22 protein-coding genes are annotated in these 23069 nt (G+C 62.2%); 14 read left to right on the top strand and 8 right to left on the bottom strand.

Annotated features, from left to right (window positions below; translation table 11 throughout):
* Positions 1-3: 3 nt before the first annotated feature.
* Entirely contained in the window at positions 4-747 is a 744-nt protein-coding gene (locus JAB1_RS25735; RefSeq protein ID WP_034785491.1) for a helix-turn-helix transcriptional regulator, read from the bottom strand.
* Between the two features lie 160 nt (positions 748-907).
* On the opposite strand from JAB1_RS25735, the gene JAB1_RS25740 reads away from it, so the two are divergent.
* Genes JAB1_RS25740 through JAB1_RS25750 form a run of 3 tightly spaced genes read left to right on the top strand, consistent with a single transcriptional unit; the run spans position 908 to position 2562 of the window.
* Positions 908-1330: a hypothetical protein gene (locus JAB1_RS25740; protein ID WP_052140399.1), complete on the top strand. Its 423-nt coding sequence runs from the start codon at positions 908-910 to the stop codon at positions 1328-1330.
* 24 nt (positions 1331-1354) lie between these two features.
* Entirely contained in the window at positions 1355-1771 is a 417-nt protein-coding gene (locus tag JAB1_RS25745) for a hypothetical protein (RefSeq protein WP_034785489.1), read from the top strand.
* Positions 1772-1776: 5 nt separating this feature from the next.
* The gene (locus tag JAB1_RS25750) at positions 1777-2562 is read left to right on the top strand and encodes a DUF2145 domain-containing protein (RefSeq protein WP_034785488.1); all 786 of its coding nucleotides are present in this window, start codon (positions 1777-1779) and stop codon (positions 2560-2562) included.
* 48 nt (positions 2563-2610) lie between these two features.
* On the opposite strand, the gene JAB1_RS25755 is transcribed toward JAB1_RS25750, so the two are convergent.
* The 5 genes from JAB1_RS25755 to JAB1_RS25775 all read right to left on the bottom strand — a co-directional run bounded on the left by JAB1_RS25755 (position 2611) and on the right by JAB1_RS25775 (position 8895).
* Entirely contained in the window at positions 2611-3684 is a 1074-nt protein-coding gene (locus tag JAB1_RS25755; RefSeq protein ID WP_070282358.1) for an ABC transporter ATP-binding protein, read from the bottom strand.
* Between the two features lie 35 nt (positions 3685-3719).
* The gene (locus JAB1_RS25760) at positions 3720-5510 is read right to left on the bottom strand and encodes an iron ABC transporter permease (RefSeq protein WP_070282397.1); all 1791 of its coding nucleotides are present in this window, start codon (positions 5508-5510) and stop codon (positions 3720-3722) included.
* 183 nt (positions 5511-5693) lie between these two features.
* Positions 5694-6791, bottom strand: coding sequence for an ABC transporter substrate-binding protein (locus JAB1_RS25765; protein ID WP_070282360.1), 1098 nt, complete (start codon positions 6789-6791; stop codon positions 5694-5696).
* Between the two features lie 43 nt (positions 6792-6834).
* The gene (locus JAB1_RS25770; protein ID WP_070282362.1) at positions 6835-7830 is read right to left on the bottom strand and encodes a tripartite tricarboxylate transporter substrate-binding protein; all 996 of its coding nucleotides are present in this window, start codon (positions 7828-7830) and stop codon (positions 6835-6837) included.
* Positions 7831-7833: 3 nt separating this feature from the next.
* Positions 7834-8895, bottom strand: a complete 1062-nt coding sequence (locus tag JAB1_RS25775) for a porin (protein WP_070282364.1) — start codon at positions 8893-8895, stop codon at positions 7834-7836.
* Between the two features lie 214 nt (positions 8896-9109).
* On the opposite strand from JAB1_RS25775, the gene JAB1_RS25780 reads away from it, so the two are divergent.
* The 4 genes from JAB1_RS25780 (at position 9110) to JAB1_RS25795 (ending at position 12573) form a co-directional block, all read left to right on the top strand.
* Entirely contained in the window at positions 9110-9832 is a 723-nt protein-coding gene (locus JAB1_RS25780) for a response regulator (protein WP_035827948.1), read from the top strand.
* Positions 9829-11334 (top strand): sensor histidine kinase, encoded by a 1506-nt coding sequence (locus JAB1_RS25785; RefSeq protein WP_070282366.1) that lies wholly within the window; start codon positions 9829-9831, stop codon positions 11332-11334. Before JAB1_RS25780 ends, JAB1_RS25785 begins: the two co-directional genes overlap by 4 nt.
* Before the next feature lie 168 nt (positions 11335-11502).
* Positions 11503-12063: an outer membrane beta-barrel protein gene (locus JAB1_RS25790; protein WP_034785479.1), complete on the top strand. Its 561-nt coding sequence runs from the start codon at positions 11503-11505 to the stop codon at positions 12061-12063.
* Positions 12064-12207: 144 nt separating this feature from the next.
* The gene (locus JAB1_RS25795) at positions 12208-12573 is read left to right on the top strand and encodes a ribonuclease E inhibitor RraB (protein ID WP_083299997.1); all 366 of its coding nucleotides are present in this window, start codon (positions 12208-12210) and stop codon (positions 12571-12573) included.
* Positions 12574-12636: 63 nt separating this feature from the next.
* On the opposite strand, the gene JAB1_RS25800 is transcribed toward JAB1_RS25795, so the two are convergent.
* Positions 12637-13959: a homoserine dehydrogenase gene (locus tag JAB1_RS25800; RefSeq protein ID WP_034785478.1), complete on the bottom strand. Its 1323-nt coding sequence runs from the start codon at positions 13957-13959 to the stop codon at positions 12637-12639.
* Between the two features lie 73 nt (positions 13960-14032).
* The gene (locus JAB1_RS25805) at positions 14033-15262 is read right to left on the bottom strand and encodes a pyridoxal phosphate-dependent aminotransferase (RefSeq protein WP_034750427.1); all 1230 of its coding nucleotides are present in this window, start codon (positions 15260-15262) and stop codon (positions 14033-14035) included.
* 424 nt (positions 15263-15686) lie between these two features.
* Here JAB1_RS25805 and JAB1_RS25810 point away from each other — a divergent pair, with 424 nt between their 5' ends.
* From JAB1_RS25810 to JAB1_RS25840, 7 genes are all read left to right on the top strand, one after another.
* Positions 15687-16079, top strand: coding sequence for an Mth938-like domain-containing protein (locus JAB1_RS25810; RefSeq protein ID WP_070260554.1), 393 nt, complete (start codon positions 15687-15689; stop codon positions 16077-16079).
* Positions 16076-17749, top strand: coding sequence for a glycosyltransferase family 39 protein (locus tag JAB1_RS25815; protein ID WP_070282368.1), 1674 nt, complete (start codon positions 16076-16078; stop codon positions 17747-17749). The genes JAB1_RS25810 and JAB1_RS25815 overlap by 4 nt, the downstream gene beginning before the upstream one ends.
* 206 nt (positions 17750-17955) lie before the next feature.
* On the top strand, positions 17956-19092 hold the full coding sequence (locus JAB1_RS25820) for a DegT/DnrJ/EryC1/StrS aminotransferase family protein (RefSeq protein WP_034785472.1): 1137 nt from the start codon (positions 17956-17958) through the stop codon (positions 19090-19092).
* Positions 19093-19103: 11 nt separating this feature from the next.
* Positions 19104-20099, top strand: coding sequence for a glycosyltransferase (locus JAB1_RS25825; RefSeq protein WP_070282401.1), 996 nt, complete (start codon positions 19104-19106; stop codon positions 20097-20099).
* Positions 20099-21016, top strand: coding sequence for a formyltransferase (locus JAB1_RS25830; protein ID WP_034785471.1), 918 nt, complete (start codon positions 20099-20101; stop codon positions 21014-21016). Before JAB1_RS25825 ends, JAB1_RS25830 begins: the two co-directional genes overlap by 1 nt.
* Positions 21017-21037: 21 nt before the next feature.
* Positions 21038-22090 (top strand): bifunctional UDP-4-keto-pentose/UDP-xylose synthase, encoded by a 1053-nt coding sequence (locus JAB1_RS25835; RefSeq protein WP_070282370.1) that lies wholly within the window; start codon positions 21038-21040, stop codon positions 22088-22090.
* On the top strand, positions 22090-23049 hold the full coding sequence (locus JAB1_RS25840; RefSeq protein ID WP_070282372.1) for a polysaccharide deacetylase family protein: 960 nt from the start codon (positions 22090-22092) through the stop codon (positions 23047-23049). Before JAB1_RS25835 ends, JAB1_RS25840 begins: the two co-directional genes overlap by 1 nt.
* Positions 23050-23069: the final 20 nt, after the last annotated feature.

The raw sequence follows: 23069 nt of genomic DNA on the forward strand, positions 1-23069 counted from the left end.
GCCTTATTGCCGCAGCAGCGCCTTGAACGTCTGCGGCATCCACGGCCGCGCCGCCAGCATGAAGCTGATGGCCAGGCGCTCCTCACCAGGCAGGCGCGCGTCTTCCTGGTGTTGCTGCGAGAATTCCACCGCCACTTGCTTCAGGCGCTCCAGCAAGGCCGCCGTGGACTTTTTCGACAGCATCACATTCACCAGGCGCAGCAATTCCGTTTCGCCATCGAATTGCGAATTCAAATAGTCGCCATAGGCTTCCTTTTTGAAATACGTATGGATGGGACCGTTCGGTATCCACGCAAACGTGCGCGCCACCAGCAGTTTGACCCGGTTATTCGGCAGCAGTTCCAGAAAACCGATCTTGTCGAGGCGCAGCAGGTATTTCACGGCTTGCGCTTCGCTGATGTCGTAGATGGCAACGATCTGTTCCAGCGGCAGCAAGTTCAGGGCGGACACGGCCACCACGAACAGCCGGGTGTCCTCGATGATTTCCTTTTCCTGCGCATATGTCAGCCCCGTAATCAGAGTGGGCGCGGCCTGGGCTGACTGCACGGCCAGCGCCAGCTGCTGGAAATCGCTGCCGATGGCCACCAGGATCTGATCCAGCCGCTGCAGGGTAAATTGCTTCTGCGAAAACATCCGCTTGACGCTGGCTTCGGATACGCCGATGCGCTGGGCCAGCTCGGCATACGTGACGGAACGTGCTTTCAACAGGCGTTTCAAGGCTTCGATCAAGGCGTGGGTTTGTGGCATGCACTTCCTTTATATAAATAGCATCGGTTCCAGCGGCAAAAAAGTAGCGCAATACGCTACCTGCGGTATGCCTGCCCGCTACGAGTAGCGTTTTCATTGACCAATTGCCCACAGTCTACAATGATGGCGTTGCCACTTGGCACACTTGAAGGAGAAACACATGAAACGCCTGCTGCCCCTCTGCCTGTCCCTGTCGCTGTTGACGCTCTCCGTAGCCGCTCCCGGCCTGGTCCACGCCGCCGCCTCCGAGAACCTGTCGAAAGGTTCGCAAAACCTCAGCCAGGGTTCCGCCGTGGTCGTCGCGGGTTCCATGTCGATGCTGGTCGCCTCCGGCCAGGTGGTCGTCGCCAGCGTGGAAACGGTGGGCGAAGGCATCGTCATCGTGCTGAAAGGCGCGTCCGAAGCGGGCGGCGCTTCCATCCAGATGAGCGCGCAAGCGGCCAAGGGCCTGTCGCTGGCAGCCGGCACCGTGGTCAACGTGGTGGCGCTGTCCACCGGCCACATGCTGGTCATGTCCGGCAAGGCCATCGCCTTCATCCCGAACGAACTGGGCAAGGCGCTGCTGCACCACTCCAAAGCGTAAGCACCAATGAAGAACGGACATCCCATGAAACAGTTGCTCGCCACCGCCCTGCTGTGCGCCGCCAGCCTGGCGCCGCTGGCCCAGGCCGCCAATTCCGACACCACCAACGCGTCCGACAACGCCAGCATGGCCTCGGCCATCGTCCTGGTCGGCTCCATGTCGGTGCTGGCCGCCGCCGGTGAAGTTGTCATCGACAAGGTGGAAGACGTGGCCGACGGCAGCGTCCTCGTACTGAAAAGCACGGCCCGGGGCGCCTCGCAGGCTGCCACGGCTTCCGTCAAGCTGAGCCAGAAGGCCACGCAAGGCCTGTCGCTGGCGGCCGGCACGGTCGTCAACGTGGTGGCCGTGTCGACGGGCCACATGCTGGTGCTGTCGGGCAAGGCCATCGCCTATGTGCCGAACGCCGCCGGCCAGGCCATCCTCTACCATTCGAAAGCGTGAACCCCATGAAACGCCTGACCGTGATTGTCATCAGCCTGGCCCTGGCCGGCGCCGCCCATGCGGGACGCTCGTGCGAGGAAAAGCAAACGGATGCGAGCACCCTCGTCAAATCGATGGACCTGGCGCAAAAGACCCTGCAGGCGCTCGATGGCTCGGGCGCGCAGGTGGCGCTGGTGGCGCGCGCCGGGCAAGACCTGTCGAAGTACAATTTGCGCTATTCGCACATGGCGCTGGCCTGGCGCGACCACCCGAAAGGCCGCTGGCTGGTGGTGCATGAACTCAATGAATGCGGCACGGCGCAATCGTCGCTGTACAACGAAGGCTTGGGCAATTTCTTCATGGATGATGTGTTCATGTATGAAACCCTGATCCTGATTCCCGGCCAGGATACGCAGCAGCAACTGGTGCGCCTGCTGACGTCGAACACGCCCAAGCGCCTGCATGAGCCGCACTACAATATGCTGGCCTACCCGTTTTCCACCAAGTACCAGAATTCGAATCAGTGGGTGCTGGAAACCCTGGCCGCCGCCAGCAACGAGCCGGGCAAGATCGAAACGCGCGCCGAAGCGCAAGGCTGGCTGCGCAGCGCCAGCTACGCGCCGCAAACGCTCAGCATACCCGCCGCCACGCGCCTGGGCGCGCGCATGTTCCGCGCCAATATCGCTTTTGACGATCACCCGTTCGAACGCCGCATGACGCGCCAGATCGATGTCGTCACCGTCGACTCCATCGTGCGCTTCATGCGCCAGCGCGAACCGAAGGTGCAGGAAATCGTCGTGCGGGGGAATTAAGGGCGCTGCAGCACGGATGAGGTGGCCAGCATGGCCACCTCGTCACCGTCAAAACACCCAGAGCTTATCGGCCGGCATGTGCAGCCAGTACTTGCCCGCCTCGAGCTTGTGGCGCGAGTACGCGCGCAGGCTGATGTTCTCGGCGCCACCGCGCTCGAACAGGCATTCCCAGCGGTCGCCCAGGTACATGCACGTCAGCAGCGGCAGCTCGATGGCGTTGTCGACCTGCGTGGCGCTGATCTTCACTTCCTCGACGCGGATCATGGTGGTCACTTCCGTGCCCACGTTGGCGCCGCGCGCCACGCCCTGCATGGACGCGCCATCGACCAGCAGGCGCACCTGACTGCCTTCGCGCTGCACCACCTTGCCGGGCAGGCGGTTATTACTGCCCATGAATTCGGCCGTGAACAGGGTGTCCGGCGTTTCATACATGCTTTGCGGCGTGCCCTGCTGCTCGATCTTGCCGTTATTGAGCAGCAGGATGCGGTCGGAAATGGCCATCGCCTCGCCCTGGTCATGCGTCACCATCAGGGCCGACAGGCCCAGGCGCACGATCAGTTCACGCAGGAAGGCGCGCGCTTCCTCGCGCAGCTTGGCGTCCAGGTTCGACAGCGGTTCATCGAGCAGGATCACGGGCGGGTTGTACACCAGCGCACGGGCGATCGCCACGCGCTGCTGCTGGCCGCCGGACAGCTGATGCGGATAGCGCTCGCCCAGGTGGCCCAGGCCCAGCTGCGTCAGCACTTCCTTGATGCGCGCGGCGATCTCCGTGCTGCCCATCTTGCGCAATTTGAGGCCGTAGGCGACGTTGTCGAATACGGTCTTGTGCGGCCACAGCGCATACGACTGGAACACCAGTCCCAGGTTGCGATGCTCGGCCGGCATCTCGAAATGCTGCGCGCCGTCGAAGACATTGCGCTCGCCGATCTGGATGGTGCCCGCCTTCGGGCTTTCCAGGCCGGCGACGGCGCGCAGCAAGGTGGTCTTGCCGCTGCCCGAAGGTCCCAGCAAGGCGACCACTTCGCCTTTTTTCAGGTGCATCGAAACACCCTTCAGGATCTGGTTGGCGGCGGCGCCGGTGCCGTAGTCCAGGTACAGCTCATTGACGGTCAATTCATTCATGATGTGGTCTCAGTTCTTGTATTTAGTTATGCAACTCAGTTGTGTAACTTGACGCCGAAGCGCAGCGCGATGCCCAGGCCGATGGCCACCAGGGTGATATTGATGAAGGACAGCGCCGCCACCAGGTCGGTCGAGCCGCCTGCCCACAGCGATACCAGCATGGCGCCGATCACTTCCGTGCCCGGCGAGAGCAGGTACACGCCCGTCGAATATTCGCGCTCGAAGATCAGGAACACCATCAGCCAGGCGCCCAGCAAGCCGTATTTGATCAGCGGCAGGGTCACATCGCGCGTCACCTGGCCGCGGTTGGCGCCGACGGCGCGCGCCGCCTCTTCCAGCTCCGGCCCCACTTGCAGCAGCGCCGTGGAAATGAGGCGCATGCCGTAGGCCATCCACACCACCGAATACGCGAGCCACAGGGCGAAGATCGTCGAGCGCACTTCACGCAGCACGGGAATCACATGGCCGCTCAGCCACAAGGCCACGCCGTTGTCCATGCCTTTCAATATGCCGTCGAGCCAGGCCGGCACGAACAGGAACACCCACAGGAACGACAGGCCGGCCAGCAGGCCCGGCACGGCGCGCGGCACCAGCACGCTGTAATCGAGCAGGCGCGTGATGCCGTCCTGCTTGCGGTGCATGGCCAGCGCGATGAAGCTGTAGCAGCCCACGGCCAGCGCGCCGCCGACGACGCCGATCAGGATGGTGTTGACGATGCCGCGCACCAGCGATGGCTGGTCAAAAATGTCGCGGAAATGCTGCAACGTCAGCACGTCGGCCAGGTGCACGCCGTCGCCCCAGTACTGCACGAAGGAGCGCAGCACGATGCCCGTCAACGGCAGGATGATGGTGAAGATCAGCCAGCCGGCCAGCAAGGCAAACGCCAGCCACTTCCAGCGGCCCAGCGGCATGGCCTTGCTGCGCGCGCCCTTGCCCTTGATCGACACGTATTTGTTCGCCGATTTCAGCAGCCAGCGCTGTATCATCACCAGCGGCATGGTCACCATCACCAGGCAGACGGCGACGGCGGCCATCAGGTGGTACGACGGCGTGCCCAGTTTGTTCGTCAGCTTGTACAGATAGGTCGGCAGCACCAGGTGGCCTTCCGGATCGCCGAGCACCAGCACCAGGCCGAACACTTCGAAGCCGAGGAAGAACACCAGCACGCCCGCATATGCCAGCGCCGGCATGATCATCGGCAGCGACACGTTCAGCATCACCTGGATCGGCGAAGCGCCGGCCACGCGGGCCGCTTCTTCCACATCCGAGCCCAGGCTTTTCAGGGCCGACGAGGCATACAGGTAGACGTGCGGCACGTGCGTCAGGCCGGCGATGATGACGATGCTGGTGAAGGAATAGATATTCCAGGGCACGAAGCCGAACAGCTCCTTGGCCCAGATCGAATAGAAGCCCACGGGTCCCATCGACACAACGTAGCCAAAGCCCATCACCATCGGCGAGACAAAGATCGGCACCAGCAGCATGGGCGCCACCCAGCCGCGGCCCGGCAAATCCGTGCGCACCATCAGGAAGGCCAGCATGCCGCCCAGCGGCACGGCGATCACGGTCAGGCCGCAGGCCAGCATCAGGCCATTCTTGAAGGCCATGGCGAAATCGGGATCATCGAAGATGAAACGGTAGGAGTCAAAGCCGAATTCGCGCACCGGCATGAAGAAGGGCGCGTTCAAAAAGCTCTGGTAAAAAATCAGGAACAGCGGCAGGAAGATGGCGACCAGGGTAATCGCCACGACCACGCCGCGCGACCAGTTCAGGCGCGACAAGGGAGAGCGCGACCGTGCAGGCAGCGGCAAGATAGCAGTTTGCATGATGAATCCAATGAATGAAGGGTGCGGCATCCAGCCGCCGGCGAACGCCCGCGGCTGGCCAAGGAACTCCGATAAAACCGTAGCGAGCGGCAGTGAGTTGTGGCTGAGAAGCGGATCTGTGCGAATGCACAGTGAGCATCGGAGGCCGCAAATCGCGACGCGCAGTAGGTTTTTCGGATGTTCCTATTTTTTGCCGGCTGTTTCTTTCCACTGCTTTAAGAAGGCCATGCGCTTGGCAGGTCCCAAAAATTGCAGGATGATCGGATGCACGGGAATCGGCTTGACGTTGGCCGCGCCGATTTCCTTGATCAGGTCCGCCGAGGTGGTCTCGCCCGTGACGTCGGCGCGAATCGCGTACAGCTTGGCGCCGTTGGCGATGATGGTCTGGCCGCGGTGCGACAGGATGTAGTCGAGCCACAGCTTGCTGGCGTTGACGTTCTTCGCGTTCTTGTTGATGAACTGCACGCGCGACAGGATCAGGGTGTAGTCCTTGGGCAGCACCACGCCGATCGACGGGTCGGTCTTGGCGCGCACCAGGGCGTAGGAACCCAGCACGTTATAGCCGATCAGGTTTTCACCCGACGAAATGCGCTCCATCATGGTGCCCGTCGACGACTGCACGCGCACCTTGGCCACGCCAAACGCGTTTTGCAGCGCCAGGAATTTCGGATACTCCTTGGCGTCCTGCGACATGAACATGAAACCCACGCCCGACTTTTCAATGTCGTACGTGGTGACCTTGTCCTTGAACTTCGGCGTGGCGATCAGCTTGGCGAAGTCGTCGTGGTTCTTCGGCACTTCCTTCGGATCGAGCAAACGCTTGTTGTAGACGATGGCGGCCGGCTCGAACGTGGTGCCGTAAGCCTGGTCGTCCCACATGGCCCAGCCGGGGATCTTGGACGCTTCCACGGATTTGTACTTGAGCGCATAGCCGTCCGAGGCCAGGCGCATCTGCAAGTCCATCGCCGACGACCACATCACGTCGGCCGTGTTGCCGCCGGCGGCCACTTCGGAAATGAAGCGGTTGTACACTTCGGTGGAATTCATGTCGTTGTATTCGACCGAGATGCCGGGATACAGGGCACTGAAATCCTTGATCAGCGGCGCGGCGGCCTTGCTGTCGGTGGCGCTGTAGATCACCACCTTGCCTTCCTTCTTGGCCGCGTCGATGATCTTCTGGTAGTCGGCCGGATAACCTGCCGGTACCTGGGCGAAAGCGGCGCCGGTGGCACCGGCGAAAGCGGCGGCCAGGGCGATGGCGAGAATGGTCTTGGTTTGCATGGTTTGTCTCCGTCTGTGATTGTTGTATGGTTTGCTATTGGATTCAGCGCATCAGGCCCAATTCGGCCGCCTGCCTGGAGTAGCGTTCGACTGCCTGGTTCACGTACTGCGTCAATTTGTCGCCCGTCAGCGCGAACGGATACATGCCCGCCTGCGTGCGCCACTGGGCAAACTGCGGCGTGGCCATGGCACGGTCGAACGTGGCCACCCAGCGCTGGTAATCCTGTTCCGGCACCTGCGGCCCCATCCACAAGCCGCGGATGATGGGCCACACCACGTCGATGCCCTGCTCGCGCGCCGTCGGCACGCTGGCCAGCACGCCGGGCAGGCGCTTTTCCGACAGCACCGCCAGCACGCGCGCATGGCTGTCGCCCGCGTTCAGGGTCGCTTCCGACGTGTCGCCCGACATCACCTGCACGTAATTGGCCTGCATCGCCGTGAAGATCTCGCCGCCGCCTTCCAGCGCGACGAAGCGCAGCACTTTCGGGTCGATGCCGGCCCGGCGCGCCACCAGCGCCATCTTCACCCAGTCCTGGCTGCCGATGGTGCCGGACACGCCGATCAGCACCTTGTCGGGGTGGCGCTTGAGCGCGGCGATCAGGTCGGCCAGGGTCTTGTAGGGCGAGTCGCTGCGCACGGCGATCATGCCGTAGTCGGCGCCCAGCGCCGCCACCCAGCGCACGTCGCCCGTCTTGGCGTTGCCGAACTTGCCTTGCGCCAGGTTCAGCAGCGAGCCGCCCGAAAACACCACCAGGGTGTTTGCTTCGGCACGCCGGCGCTGCGAACCCATCGAGCGCCACGCCACCGCGCCGATGCCGCCTGGCAGATAGCTGATGCGCACCGAGGACGCGAACGGTGCCGCCGCCGCGGGATCCGGCTGCAGCAAGCCTTTCTGCGCCAGCTTGCAGGTCAGGTCCATGGCGCCGCCCGGTTTGGACGGCACCACGCAGTCGACTTCAGGCGCGGCGGCATTTGCCAGCGCGGGCAGCAGCGCGGACAACAGCAGCAGCGACAGGAACGCGGTGCGCAGCATGGTCATGCCTTAGAAGCGGTGCTGGATGCCGGCAATCAGGCCGCGCTGCGTGTCGCCGAAACCGGCATCGTCACGCGACAGGCTGACCATCTGCTTGTGCTTGGCCTTGGCGTAGGCGCCGGCCACATACAGGTCGGTGCGCTTGGACAGGGCATAGCGCACGCGCGCCACGTACATGATCGGATCGGCATCGAGGTTGGCGGCCACGTTTTTCACGTCCTGGTAGTAGATCACGCCCGTCAGGGTGACGACCGGCGTGGTCTTGTAGCTGACGCCGCCCCAGTACAGGGTGCCGCGCACGTCGGCCCTGCCGGCGGCAGCCGGATCGAGCTTGTAGTCGCGCGCCGCCGCCTGCACTTTCCACGGGCCGTCGTCATACATGGCGCCCAGGTGGTAGACGGTGGTCTTGTCGCGCGCGCCGCCGGCGATGGTGTTGCCGTTCACCTGTTCATATGTAGCGAGCAGGCTGACGGGACCCGTCTTGTAGGTGAGGGCCGTGGACAGCTTGGCGCTATCCGAATTGCCCGTCGACTGTTCGCCGAAGCCGTACGATGCGCCGTAGCTGAAGTCGCCCGTCTTGCCCGAATACTTGACCATATTGTCGAAGGCCGTCGTCATGCCGTATTTGCTCGGACCCGTCGCGTGGGCAGAAGTGGCCCACGAGTAGAACGGCGCATAGGCCATCGGATCGAATGGCAGCACGAAGTCATACACTGTGGTGAACGAGCGTCCCAGCACGACGCGGCCAAACGCGCCTTCCAGGCCCACGTTGGCCTGGCGCTTGAACAGCGCTCCGTCGGCCGCGCCCGTGTCGACCAGGATGCCGCCTTCCAGATTGAAGACGGCCTTCAGGCCGCCGCCCAGGTCTTCGCTGCCCAGGATGCCCCAGCGCGAGGTGTTCATGCCGCCCGAGCTGACTTGCGTCATCGAGCTTTTGTTCGGACCGGCGTTGCTGGTGTTGCTGATGCCGGCGTCCAGGCGACCGTACAGGGTGACGTTCGACTGGGCGTGGGCGCTGCCGGCTGCGGCGAGTAGCGCCATGGCGGCCAGCGAGAATGCAGTTTTCTTCATGTAGAGTGTCTCCCTTAGATATAGTTATTAGTGATATGCCTGATCATTTTCATGAATCAGGATCACACTATATGAGCGCGATCCTTTCAATTCGCTTTCAGACTGACAGGTGTCGTCCGCCAGCCACAAGGAGGGCAAACATATTCATCGCCGCCCCTGTCGGCGCGGCGCCGGCAGGCTTACACTGCACCAATTCAAACGAATGGCGGAGACCATGCGCATATTATTAGTGGAAGACCATCTGGAGCTGTCGCACTGGCTGGCAAAGGCCCTGCGCGACGCGCACCTGACGGTGGAGACCGCCCACAACGGCGCCGATGCCGACGCCCTGCTGCATACGCAGGAATATTCCCTGGTGCTGCTCGACCTGACCCTGCCGAAGATGGATGGCCTGGACGTGCTGCGCCGCCTGCGCGCGCGCGGCGGCACGCGCGGCAAGACTCCCGTCATGATACTCACGGCGCGCGGCGGCCTCGATGAAAAAGTGCAGGGCCTGAACCTGGGCGCGGACGATTACATGGCCAAGCCGTTCGAGCTGGCCGAACTGGAAGCGCGCGTGAAAGCCCTGCTGCGCCGCAGCCAGGGAAACGAGGCACTCGTGCACACCTGCGGCGCCCTCAGTTTCGACACCGTCACGCGCATGTTCAGCTATGGCGGCGCGGCGCTGGCGCTGACGCCGCGCGAACACGCGGTGCTCGAAGCGCTGATCACGCGCTCGGGGCGGGCCGTGTCGAAGGAAAAGCTGTTTGACGAAGTCTTTGCGCTGGCCGACGACGCCAACCTGGACGCCATCGAGCTGTATATCCACCGCGTGCGCAAAAAACTCGAGAACGGCGTGGAAAGCGGCTCGCCCGACGGCGCCGTCATCACCACCCTGCGCGGCATCGGCTACCTGCTGCAGCCGCGCAGCGCGATGGCGCCGGCCGCGCCAAAATGACCGTGCGCGCCCCACGCCTGCCGCTGCTCGAACGCCTGCGCCGGCGCTGGGCGCAGAGCCGGCCGCTGGGCAGCCTGCGCAGCCAGCTGCTGCGCTGGCTGCTCATTCCGCTGGTGATGCTGGTGCTGCTCGATGCCGTTTTTGTCTACCGCAACGCGCTCGACGCGGCCGACATGGCCTACGACCGCTCCTTGCTGGCATCGACGCGGGCGCTGGCCGAGCGCGTCTCCATCGTCGGCGGCAAGGTCGTTGCCGAAGTGCCTTACGTGGCGCTCGACAGCTTCGAGACCGACACCCTGGGCCGCATCTACTACAAGGTGACGGGCATCAATGGCGAGCTGGTGTCAGGCTATGGCGACTTGCCGCCCGTGCCGAAAAACGTGCCACGCTCGCAGAACTATCCTGCCCTGGTGCGCTTCTACCACGCCGACTACCACGGCAAGCCGATCCGCATCGCCGCCCTGCTGCAACCCGTGTATGACGACTCGATGCGCGGCATCGCCCTGATCCAGGTGGCCGAGACGCTGGACGCGCGGCGCGGCCTGTCGAACCAGATCCTGTTCGACACCCTGATCTGGCAGGCGGCAATGATACTGGTGATGGGCGCCCTCGTGTGGTTTGCCGTGCGCCTGGTGCTGCGCCCGCTGATGCGCCTGAAAACGGAAGTCGAGACGCGCACCCTGTCCGATTTGTCCGACGTCGATCCCACGCTGGTACACAAGGAAATGCGCCCGCTGGTCAGTGCCATGAACGGCTCCATGTCGCGCCTGCAGCAGCTGATCGCCAGCCAGCGTCGCTTCATCGCCGACGCCTCGCACCAGTTGCGCACGCCGTTGACGGTGCTGAAAACCCAGGCCGAACTGGCCATGCGCGAGTGCGACCGCCAGGCGGGCGCGCCGCCGGACATCGCCGCCCTACGCGACATCGTGCGCTCGATCGCCGCCACCACCGATTCGACCGTGCTGCTGGCCAACCGCCTCCTGACCCTGGCGCGCATCGAGCATGGCGGCGAGAATCTGGCGATGGATACCGTCGCGTTGCGCGACGTGGCGCAGCAGGTGGGACTGGAAATGGCCATGACCGCGGTCGCCAAACATATCGACCTGTCGCTGGAAGCGCCCGACGAGGCACCCGTGCATGGCCAGGCCCTGCTGCTGCATGAACTGGTGGCCAACCTGGTCGACAACGCCCTGCGCTACACGCCGCAGGGCGGCAGCGTGATCCTGCGCGTGCGCGCGGCGCAGGCGGGGAACGGACACGAACACGGCGCCGTGCTGGAAGTGGAAGACAGCGGCAAGGGCATCCCGCCGGCCGAGCGCGAGCGCGTGTTGACGCCGTTCTACCGGGTCGGCGCGGCGCTCGAGAGCAATCCTGGCGGCGCCGGGCTGGGCCTGGCCATCGTGCGCGACATCGCGGCCCTGCACGGCGCCCGGCTGGAACTGGCGACGGCGGCGAATGGACATGGACTGAAAGTCAGCGTGCATTTCAGCGGTGCCGCATGACGGATTGCGCAGACAGGCAGTTCACATGTTGCGTTGCTTAAAAACAACAAATGATTTATTTCTAATATTTTTAAAATAATTGCCTTACATAAACATATTCATCCCTATACAATTCGGCTCCCATTAAGCGGCGAGACAGTCTCTCCGCATTAATTATCTAGGATTAATATGAAAAAGCAATTGTTTGCAGTAGTCGTCGGCGCCGCTCTGGCATTCCCTTTGTTTGCACAAGCTGAAAACATTTATGTCGGCGCGAATGCCGGCCGTTCGGAATTGAAATTGTCGGGCGATGTCGCTTCGGGCAAAGAAAACAAAACCGGTTTTAAAGTTTATGCCGGTTACGACTTCACGCCTAACTTCGGCGCAGAAGCCGGCTACGTCAATTTCGGCAAACTGAAAGAAAGCGAAGGCAAGGAATCGCTGAGCATGGAAACCAGCGCAATCTACGCAGCCGCCACCGGCACCTTGCCACTGAACGCTGAATTCTCGCTGTTTGCAAAAGTTGGCGTTACTCAAAACCACACCAAAGCCAAATTGAACCTGATCGGTTTCAGCGCCAGCGAATCGAAAAACAAAACCGCTGCCCTGTTTGGCATCGGTGCTGCTTATAACTTCAATAAAAACCTGTCGGCCGTTGCTGAATATGAAAACTTCGGCAAAACGATGAGCCAGGATGGCATGAAACTGAAAGCCGACCTGCTGTCGATCGGCCTGCGTTACAAGTTCTAATTCACGCTCGCGCGAATCAGAATCAAGCCGTTGTTAGCGGCTGATAAAAAAACCGGCCATGCAGCCGGTTTTTTTATGGGTGAATGGTAAGCAGGCGGCATGGATGCTAAGATCGCGCCCTGAGATTTTAAGGAAGGCACCGCCATGATGACCAAAGAAGATGTAAGCGAACTGTTTGCCAATATCGCCGAGAACGCGCCATGGGACCTGTCCCAGCCGCTGCTGTGGGGCTATTACTTCACCAACCCGGCGTCCGAACCGCTGGAGCAGGCCGCCACCGTGCTGGCGCTGCAGGGCTACCGCCCGGTGGAACTGTACCAGCCGGAACTCGACGATCCGGCAGCACCGCCCGTGTGGGTGCTGCACGTGGAAAAGGCCGAAGTGCATGGCGTCGACAGTCTGCACGCGCGCAATGGCGAACTGATGGCGTTTGCACAGGACAACCAGCTGGCCAGCTATGACGGCATGGATGTAGGCCCCGTCGGCGCGCCCGACGTGCCGCAGCATTAAGACCGCCATCGGATGAAAAAACGGCGCCCGCGGGCGCCGTTTTGCATGGATCGCTGAAAACGCTCAGCTCAGGTTTTCCAGGCGGATCTTGGTGACCGTGCCCACCACGCTGTTCAGCGCTTCCATCTTCTCGATGGCCGCCGTGACGTTCTTTTCCTGCGTCTGGTGCGTCAGCATGATGATGTCCGTGTGCGTCTCGCCCTCGGCCGGCTCTTTTTGCAGCATGGCGTCGATCGAGATGCCGCGTTCGGCCAGGATGCGCGTCAGGTCGGCCAGCACGCCCGGCTGGTCGGCCACGTGCATGCGCAGGTAGTAGCTGGTGGTGATTTCCGACATCGGCAAGATCGCGATATCGGTCATCGCGTTCGGCTGGAACGCCAAGTGCGGCACGCGGTGTTCCGGGTCAGCCGTGGCCAGGCGGGTGATGTCGACCAGGTCGGCGATCACCGACGAGGCGGTCGGCTCGGCGCCCGCGCCGCGGCCCGAGTACAGGCTGGCGCCGACGGCGTCGCCATGCACCAGCACCGCATTCATGGCGCCTTCCACGTTGGCGATCAGGCGCTTGGCCGGGATCAGGGTCGGATGCACGCGCAGCTCGATGCCTTCCACGCCGTTGACGGTGGCGCGCTTGGTGATGCCCAGCAGCTTGATGCGGTAGCCCAGTTGCTCGGCGTAGCGGATATCGACGGCATTGAGGTTGCTGATGCCTTCCACGTAAGCCTTGTCGAACTGCACCGGGATGCCGAAGGCGATGGCCGACATGATGGTGGCCTTGTGCGCGGCGTCCACGCCTTCGATGTCGAAGGTGGGATCAGCTTCCGCATAGCCCAGTTCCTGCGCCTGTTTCAGCACGGTGGCGAAATCGAGGCCCTTGTCGCGCATCTCGGACAGGATGAAATTGGTGGTGCCGTTGATGATGCCGGCGATCCATTCGATGCGGTTGGCCGTCAAGCCTTCGCGCAGCGCCTTGATGATGGGGATGCCGCCGGCGACAGCCGCTTCGAAGGCCACCATCACGCCCTTGTCCTGGGCGGCGGCGAAGATTTCGTTGCCGTGCACGGCCAGCAGGGCCTTGTTGGCCGTGACCACATGCTTGCCGTTGGCAATCGCCTGCATGACCAGGGTTTTCGACAGGTCGTAGCCGCCGATCAGTTCGACGACGATATCGATCTCGGGGTCGTTGACGATCAGCATCGGGTCATTGACGACCTTGCAGCCGCCGGCGACCAGCGCTTCGGCGCGCGCCACGTCGCGCACGGCGACGGCGACGACTTCAATGCCGCGGCCCGCGCGGCGCTTGATTTCTTCCTGGTTGCGTTTCAGGACGCTGAACGTGCCGTAACCGACATTGCCCAGGCCCAGCAGGCCGATCTTGATGGATTTCATAGTTGTGCTTGACTGCTCATAAGTGGCGCCCCCTTGGGCGGCGCCAGGTTGATCGAGATTGCTGCTGGCTGATTCAGCCCCGGCCGTGACGCTTGCGGTAACCTTCGAGGAAGCGCGCAATGCGCCCCATGGCCTCGGTCAGGTCATCGGAGTTGGGCAGGAAGACGACACGAAAATGGTCGGGCGCGATCCAGTTGAACCCCGTGCCCTGTACGATCAGGACCTTGGCTTCGGCCAGTAATTCATAGGCAAACTGCTGGTCGTCGGCGATCGGGTAGATCTCCGGGTCCAGGCGCGGGAACATGTACAGCGCGGCCTTCGGCTTGACACAGGTGACGCCCGGAATATCGGTCAGCAGCTTGTGCGCCAGATCGCGCTGTTTCAACAGGCGCCCGCCGGGCCCCACCAGGTCTTGTATGCTCTGGTAGCCGCCAAGCGCCGTCTGGATGGCAAATTGCCCCGGCGCGTTGGCGCATAGCCGCATCGAGGCCAGCATGTTGAGGCCTTCGATGTAATCCTTTGCGTGGCGCTTTTCGCCCGAGACCACCATCCAGCCGGAACGGTAGCCGCAGGAGCGGTAATTCTTCGACAGGCCGTTCATGGTGATGAACAGCACGTCGTCGGCCAGCGAGGCGATCGACACGTGCTCGGCTTCGTCGTACAGCACCTTGTCATAGATCTCGTCGGCGAAAATGATCAACTGGTGCTGGCGCGCCAGTTCGACGATCTGCAGCAGCACGGAAACCGGGTACAGCGCGCCCGTGGGATTGTTCGGGTTGATGACGACGATGGCTTTCGTTTGCGGCGTGATCTTGCGGCGCATGTCCTCGATGTCGGGATACCACTCGTTCTGCTCGTCGCACACATAGTGCACGGGATTGCCGCCCGACAGGCTGACGGCGGCCGTCCACAGCGGGTAGTCGGGCGCCGGCACCAGCACTTCGTCGCCACTATTGAGCAGCGCGTTCATCGACATGACGATCAGTTCGGAAGCGCCATTGCCCAGATAAATGTCATCGATGGTCACGCCGGCGATATTCTTGCCCTGGGTGTAGTGCATGACGGCCTTGCGCGGCGCGAACATGCCTTTCGAATCCGTATAGCCGGCCGCGTTCTGCAGATTGAGCATCATGTCGCGCACGATCTCGTCGGGCGGATCGAAGCCGAATACGGCCAGGTTGCCGATATTGAGCTTGGTGATCTTGTGGCCTTCTTCTTCCATTTGCCTGGATTTTTCCAGGACCGGGCCGCGGATGTCGTAGCAGACGTCCGCCAATTTATTCGATTTCTGAATCGGTCGCAAAATAAATCCCTGTCGTGATGCGGCGCGGTGACCAGAACTTGCAGCATGATAGCCGCGCCAGAACTATGAACCCGTGAAACTGCAATGCGAAAGACTGCAAGGCGAAAACAACCATTCTCGCCGAAAACAGGCCATTTTATCAAATTAAACATGGCCAACCCCAGCATTTGACGCCGATTCTGCCACGCCGGCGCCTCCGGACGACAATCGGGCGGGCGCCATCTTCATCTTCCCTTAATCTTGCAGCATTACCATGGCGAAAGCAGGCATCGCCACTGTGGCGCCGAACATTGCAATTTGGAAAGGATGTTGCTTTTCAGTCGCTCTTTTCTGTCATTTATGGCATGCTTACGCCCTTGGCCGCGGCACGCAATTTGGCCGCGCGCGCACCGATCAACCGACACGACCAGCCCCCGATATCGCCATGAAACTCCATGCCAGCAGCACCCAACAATACCAGACTGTCACCGGCTATGACGAAAACGGCGTCGAGATCAATGCCCAGCCGTATAACTACAGTCTGATCGTCATGCCGGAAATGCCCCCCCGGGCGTGGGAGGTGGACAGTTTCGAACAGCTGAACGAGGCGCATTTCGCGCAAATCCTGGCCGATGCGCCCGACGTGGTCATCCTCGGTACGGGCGAGCGCCAGCGCTTCGTGCACCCGAAGCTGACGGCCGCGCTAACCATGCGCCGCATCGGCGTCGAATGCATGGATAGCCAGGCTGCCTGCCGCACCTACAATATCCTCATGGGCGAAGGCCGCAAGGTCACCCTGGCACTGATCCTGGCCCCGGCTGCAGGCAAGGCCGCATGAAAATCAACGTCAACGAGCTGCACTCGTCGCGGGTGCTGATGTGGTCGCTGCTGGGCATCTTCATCGTCGTCACCCTGTATGCGCTGGGCGTGCGCACCCTGGTGCCGCCCGACGAAGGCCGCTACGCGGAGATGGCGCGCGAAATGTTCGTCACGGGCGACTGGATCACCACGCGCCTGAACGGCATCAAGTACTTTGAAAAACCACCGCTGCAAACGTGGATGAATGCGCTGACCTTCGCCGCCTTCGGCCTGGGCGAATGGCAGGCCCGTTTGTGGACGGGCCTGTGCGGCATCATCGGCGTGTGCATGACGGCCTACGCGGGCAAGAAAGTGTTCGGCCCGCGCGTGGGGCTGTATGCGGGCCTGGTGCTGGCGTCGAGCCTGTTCTGGCTCGCTTCCGGCCAGATCAATTCGCTGGACATGGGCCTGTCGGGCATGATGACCCTCACCATGGGCAGCCTGCTGATCGCCCAGCGCGACGACGCCACGGCGCTTGAACGGCGCAACTGGATGCTGGCCTGCTGGGCCGCCATGGCGCTGGCCGTGCTGGCCAAGGGCCTGATCGGCATCGTGCTGCCGGGCGCCGTGCTGGTGCTGTATTCGCTGTGCGCGCGCGACTGGCGCATCTGGACGCGTTTGCATCTGGTCAAGGGCTTGCTGGTGTTCTTTGCCATCGCCACGCCGTGGTTCGTGCTGGTCGCCCTGCGCAATCCGGAACAGCCGCATTTCTTCTTCATCCATGAGCATTTCCAGCGCTTCCTGATGAAGGGCCACAAGCGCGAAGGCGCCTGGTACTACTTCCTGGTGCTGCTCATTCCCGGCATCCTGCCATGGATAGGCGTGCTGCCGCAAAGCCTGGCCGCCGCCTTCCAGCGCCAGGAAGGCGCCTTCCAGCCCCGCTTGATGCTGCTGGTCTGGGCCGTCTTCATTTTCTTCTTCTTCAGCTATTCGACCTCGAAGCTGCCTGGCTATATCGTGCCCATCTTCCCGGCACTGGCCCTGCTGGTGGCGCTGTACCTGGAATCGGCCTCGCGCCGCCAGCGCATGCTGGCCGCCGGCCTGCTGTGCGTGCTGGGTGCGGCCGTCCTGATCGGCGGACCGATCGCCTTTGGCAAGGCCAGCGCGCGCGACGCGGAAGCCTTGATCGCGCTCAAGGGATACCAGCCATGGCTGATGGCGGCCGGCTTCTTCGCCATGGCCGGTGGCGCCCTGGCCTTGCTGCATGCGCGCCAGCTGCGCCGCGACATGACGGTGCTGACCATCGCCGGCGCCGGCTTCCTGGCCACGCACTGCATCCTGGCCGGCTCCGAACTGTATGGCCAGAACCGCGCGGGCACCGACATGCTGCCGCAGATCCAGGCCGAACTGACGGCCGATACCAAGCTCTATTCGGTCGGCATCTATGAACAGTCGCTGACGTACTACCTGCAGCGGCCCGTGATCCTCGTCGACTACTGGGATGAGTTCACGTTTGGCCTGAAACAGCAGCCCGAGCTGTCCATCCCGAGCATCGAGACTTTCATCACGCAATGGACGAACGATGCCAACGCCGGCGTACGCGACATGGCCATTATCAGCCTGTACCGTTACAAGGAATTGCAGGAACGTGGCGTGCCCATGCGTGTGATTGCCAAGGATGCGCGCCGCATGGTCATTGCCAACAAATAAATGTTTAAAGGGGCGCGAGGCAGTATGGATCGCGCCCCCGGCCAGCTTGCCCCGCCCCCGCATCAGCAGGATTTTTCACCGCTGAACCGGCTGCGCCGCCGTACTGACGATATAAAATAGCCATGCCTGCCAGCGGCCATTCACCGCACTGGCAGCCTCGGCGACGCCGATACCCTGACACAATACAGATCCAAGAACTGCGCCCCATGACCTCTACCCTGCCCTTTTTGCCATTTTCCAAACCCACCATCGATGAAGCGACCATCGCCGCTGTCGGCGAAGTGCTGCGCTCGGGCTGGATCACCAGCGGCCCGAAAGTGCAGGCATTCGAAGCCCAGCTGTCCGAGTATTTCGGCGGGCGTCCCGTGCGCACCTTCAATTCGGGCACGTGCACCATGGAAATCGCGCTGCGCATCGCCGGCATCGGCCCCGGCGACGAAGTCATCACCACGCCCGTGTCGTGGGTAGCGACAGCCAACGTCATCATCGAAGTGGGCGCCACGCCCGTGTTTGCCGACATCGATCCCGTCACGCGGAATATCGACCTCGACAAGCTGGAAGCGGCCATCACCCCGCGTACGAAGGCCATCATCCCCGTCTACCTGTCCGGCTTGCCGGTCGACATGGACCGCCTGTATGCGATTGCTGAAAAGTACAATTTAAGGGTCGTGGAAGACGCGGCGCAAGCGTTCGGCTCCAGCTGGAAGGGCAAGCGCATCGGCGCGTTTGGCGACTTCGTCTCGTTCAGCTTCCAGGCCAATAAGAACATCACCACGGGTGAAGGCGGCTGCCTCGTCCTCAACAACCTGGAAGAAGCGAAGCTGGCCGAGAAATACCGGCTGCAGGGCGTCACGCGCAGCGGCGTCGACGGCATCGACGTCGATGTACTGGGCGGCAAATACAACATGAGCGACATCATGGCCGCCATCGGCCTGGGCCAGTTCGCCAATATCGACGCGATCACGGCCCACCGCCGCGCGCTGGCACGCCACTATTTCGCGCAATTCGGCAGCGATTTCGAAGCGCAGAGCGGCGCCCAGCTGCCCGTGCAGGACTTTGAAAACAGCAACTGGCATTTGTTCCAGATCATCCTGCCCGACAATGGCCCCGGCACGCGCGCCGCCTTCATGCAGCAAATGGCGCAGCAGAACGTGGGAACGGGCTATCATTACGCACCGATCCACCTGTTTACCATGTACCGCGAACGCGGCTTTACCGAAGGCATGTTCCCCGTCTCGGAAAAGATCGGCCGCCTGACCGTGACCTTGCCGATGTTCTACGCCATGACGACACAGGACGTGGAACGCGCCGTCGCCACCGTCAAATCCATTCTCATCAAATGAGCAGCGCGCCGATGAAACCTGAACTGTCCATTATCATTCCAATCTACAACGAGCAGGATGGCCTGGCCAGCCTGTTCGCCCGCCTGTATCCGGCCCTCGATGCCCTGCAGACGAGCTACGAGATCATCTTTGTCAATGATGGCAGCCGCGACAATTCGGTGGCCATCCTGGCGGAACAGTTCCGCCAGCGCCCCGACGTCACGCGCGTAGTCTTGTTCAACGGTAATTATGGCCAGCACATGGCCATCCTGGCCGGCTTTGAAGCTTCGCGCGGGCAAATCATGGTCACGCTCGATGCCGACCTGCAGAACCCGCCCGAAGAAATCGGCAACCTGGTGGCAAAGATGCGCGAAGGCTACGATTACGTGGGCTCGATCCGGCGCAAGCGGCAAGATTCCGCCTGGCGCACCCTGGCGTCGAAGATGATGAACCGGCTGCGCGAGCGCATCACCAACATCAAGATCACGGACCAGGGCAACATGCTGCGCGCGTATGGCCGCAACGTGATCGACCTGGTCAACCAGTGCGCCGAAGTCAACACCTTCGTGCCCGCCCTGGCCTACACGTTTGCCCGCAAGCCCACGGAAATCACCGTCGAGCACGAGGAACGGGCCGCCGGCGAGTCGAAATACTCGCTGTACAGCCTGATCCGCCTCAATTTCGACCTGGTCACGGGCTTTTCGCTGATTCCCCTGCAAATCTTTTCGATGCTGGGCATGCTGCTGTCACTCAGTTCGGCCCTGCTGGTGATCTATCTGCTGGCGCGCCGCTTCCTGTTCGGCGCCGAGGCGCAGGGCGTGTTCACCCTGTTCGCCATCGCCTTCTTCCTGATGGGCGTGATCCTGTTCGGCATCGGCCTCGTGGGCGAATACGTGGGACGCATCTTCCAGCAAGTGCGCGCCCGTCCCCGCTACGTGGTGCAAACCATCTTGCAGGACGGCATGGCCCAGGCGGAAGCTGAGGCGCCATCGTACGTACGCCTGGAAAAGCGCCAGGTGGGCCGCTGATGGGCGCCCCGCGCGCCGTCGTCTTCGGCTACCACAATGTGGGCGTGCGCTGCATCAAGGTGCTGCTGGCCGGTGGCGTCGATATCGCCCTGGTCGTCACGCACGAAGACAGCCCCACGGAAAACCTGTGGTTCGAGTCCGTCGCCAGCCTGTGCCAGGCCGAAGGCATCCCGTACATCACGCCCGGCGATCCGCGCGCGCCCGAGCTGCTGGCGCAGGTGCAGGCGGCAGCGCCGGACATGCTGTTCAGCTTTTACTACCGCCACATGCTGCCCGCCAGCATCCTGGAAGTCGCGCCCGCCTACAATATGCACGGCTCGCTGCTGCCGCAGTTCCGCGGCCGCGCACCCGTCAACTGGGCCGTGCTGCATGGCGCCCCGCAAACGGGCGCCACCCTGCATGAAATGACGGTCAAGCCCGATGCCGGCGCCATCGTCGCGCAAACGGCCGTGCCCATCCTGCCCGATGACACGGCCTTCGAAGTCTTCGGCAAGGTCACCGTGGCGGCGGAACAAACCCTGTGGAACGTGCTGCCGGCCTTGCTGGACGGCACGGCGCCACGCCAGCTCAACGATTTGCGCCAGGGCGGCTACTTTGGCGGGCGCAAGCCGGAAGACGGGCGCATCGACTGGAAGTTACCCGCGCAGCAGGTGTACAACCTGCACCGGGCCGTCGCGCCGCCCTATCCCGGCGCCTTCACCGAAGTCAACGATGTCATTTACACCATCGAAAAAGCCCGCTTGAGCAAGCATTCCGCAGGAAGTTTGCCACCGGGCTTGGCGGTAGTGGATAATTGCATCTTTGGCGTCTGCGGAGACGGCCGCATGCTGGCCATTTCCGCACTGAGGGCTGCCGGGGAGCCGATTTCGGCTCAGCAATTGCAAGCAAGTCTGACCACCCGCGTCAGCACACACTGATATCACTCAAGAGAATCTCACATGAAAAAAGTCCTCATCTTAGGCGTCAACGGCTTCATCGGCCACCACCTGTCCAAGCGCATCCTGGAAACCACCGACTGGCATGTCTACGGCATGGACATGAACACGGACCGCATCACCGAATTGCTGGAAGATGACAACTACAAGTCGCGCATGCACTTCTTCGAAGGCGACATCACGATCAACAAGGAATGGGTCGAGTACCACGTCAAGAAGTGCGACGTGATCCTGCCGCTGGTGGCCATCGCCACGCCATCGACCTACGTCAAGCAGCCGCTGCGCGTCTTCGAACTGGACTTCGAAGCCAACCTGCCCATCGTCCGCTCGGCCGCCAAGTACGGCAAGCACCTGGTCTTCCCGTCGACCTCGGAAGTGTATGGCATGTGCCATGACGAGGAATTCGATCCGGAAAACTCGGAACTGATCTGCGGCCCGATCAACAAGCCGCGCTGGATCTATTCGAACGCCAAGCAGCTGATGGACCGCGTGATCTGGGGCTACGGCATGGAAGGCTTGAACTTCACCCTGTTCCGTCCATTCAACTGGATCGGCGCCGGCCTGGACTCGATCCACACGCCAAAAGAAGGTTCTTCGCGCGTGGTGACGCAATTCTTCGGCCATATCGTGCGCGGCGAGAACATTTCGCTGGTCGACGGCGGCGCGCAAAAACGCGCGTTCACCTACATCGACGACGGCATCGATGCGCTGATGCGCATCATCGCCAACAAGAACGGCATCGCCAGCGGCAAGATCTACAACATTGGCAATCCGATCAATAACTATTCAATCCGCGACCTGGCCGGCATGATGCTGACCTTGGCCGCCGAATACCCGGAATACGCCGAAGGCGCGAAACACGTGAAAATCGTGGAAACGACCTCGGGCGCCTACTACGGCGCCGGCTACCAGGACGTGCAAAACCGCGTGCCGAAAATCACGAATACCTGCGAAGAGCTGGGCTGGGTGCCGACCACCACCATGGCCGATTCCCTGCGCAATATTTTCGACGCCTACCGCAGCCAGGTAGCCCAAGCCAAAGCCCTGATGGATTAATGTTGAGCAAGCCGTTCCTGACCCTGAAAATCGACGTCGATACCTATCGCGGCACCCGTGAAGGCATGGGCAATCTGGTGCGCATGCTGGCCGCGCACCAGGCCAAGGCCACCTTTCTGTTCTCGCTGGGCCCCGACCACACGGGCTGGGCCCTGCGGCGCGCCTTGCGGCCCGGCTTTTTCAGCAAGGTGTCGCGCACCTCGGTGGTCGAACACTACGGCTTGAAAACATTGATGTACGGCACCTTGCTGCCGGGACCCGATATCGGCAAGCTGTGCGCGGCGCAATTGCGCGCCGTGCGCGATGCCGGTTTCGAGTGCGGCATCCACACCTGGGATCACACCCTGTGGCAAGACAACGTGGCCAAGCGCAACGCCGCCTGGACCATCAACATGATGCGCAAGGCCGCCAACCGCTACGAACAGGTGTTTGGCACCAAGCCGCACACGCACGGCGCGGCCGGCTGGCAAATGAATGTCAGCGCCTTTGTCGAACACGACACGGCCGGCTACCGCTTTGCCTCCGATGGCCGCGCCATGCTCGACGCGCGCGGCGCCATGGTGCATGCCACGAATGGCCCGCACCGCGTGCGCAACGGCAACACCATCCTGCAATGCGTGCAATTGCCCACCACCCTGCCCACCCTGGATGAATTGCTGGGCTGCGAAATCGACGGCAAACTGATCACAACGAGCAATGTTGCCGCGCATATATTGTCGCTGACGGCGGATAATCCCCGCGATCACGTATATACCTTGCATGCGGAACTTGAAGGACAGAAACTCGCCCCCATTTTCGAACAACTGCTGGCTGGCTGGAAAGCCCAGGGCTACCAGTTTGCAGCGATGGGCGATTATTATGAAAAGATAAAAAATACGGACTTGCCCGTTTGTCCCGTCACCTGGGATGAGTTGCCAGGCCGTTCGGGACGCCTGATTGTGCAGGGCAAAGCGGCCTGAATGCTGTATTGTTGCACCTG

Origin of the sequence: Janthinobacterium sp. MP5059B (assembly GCF_001758645.1) — a bacterium.
GTDB classification, from domain to species: Bacteria; Pseudomonadota; Gammaproteobacteria; order Burkholderiales; family Burkholderiaceae_D; genus Janthinobacterium; species Janthinobacterium lividum.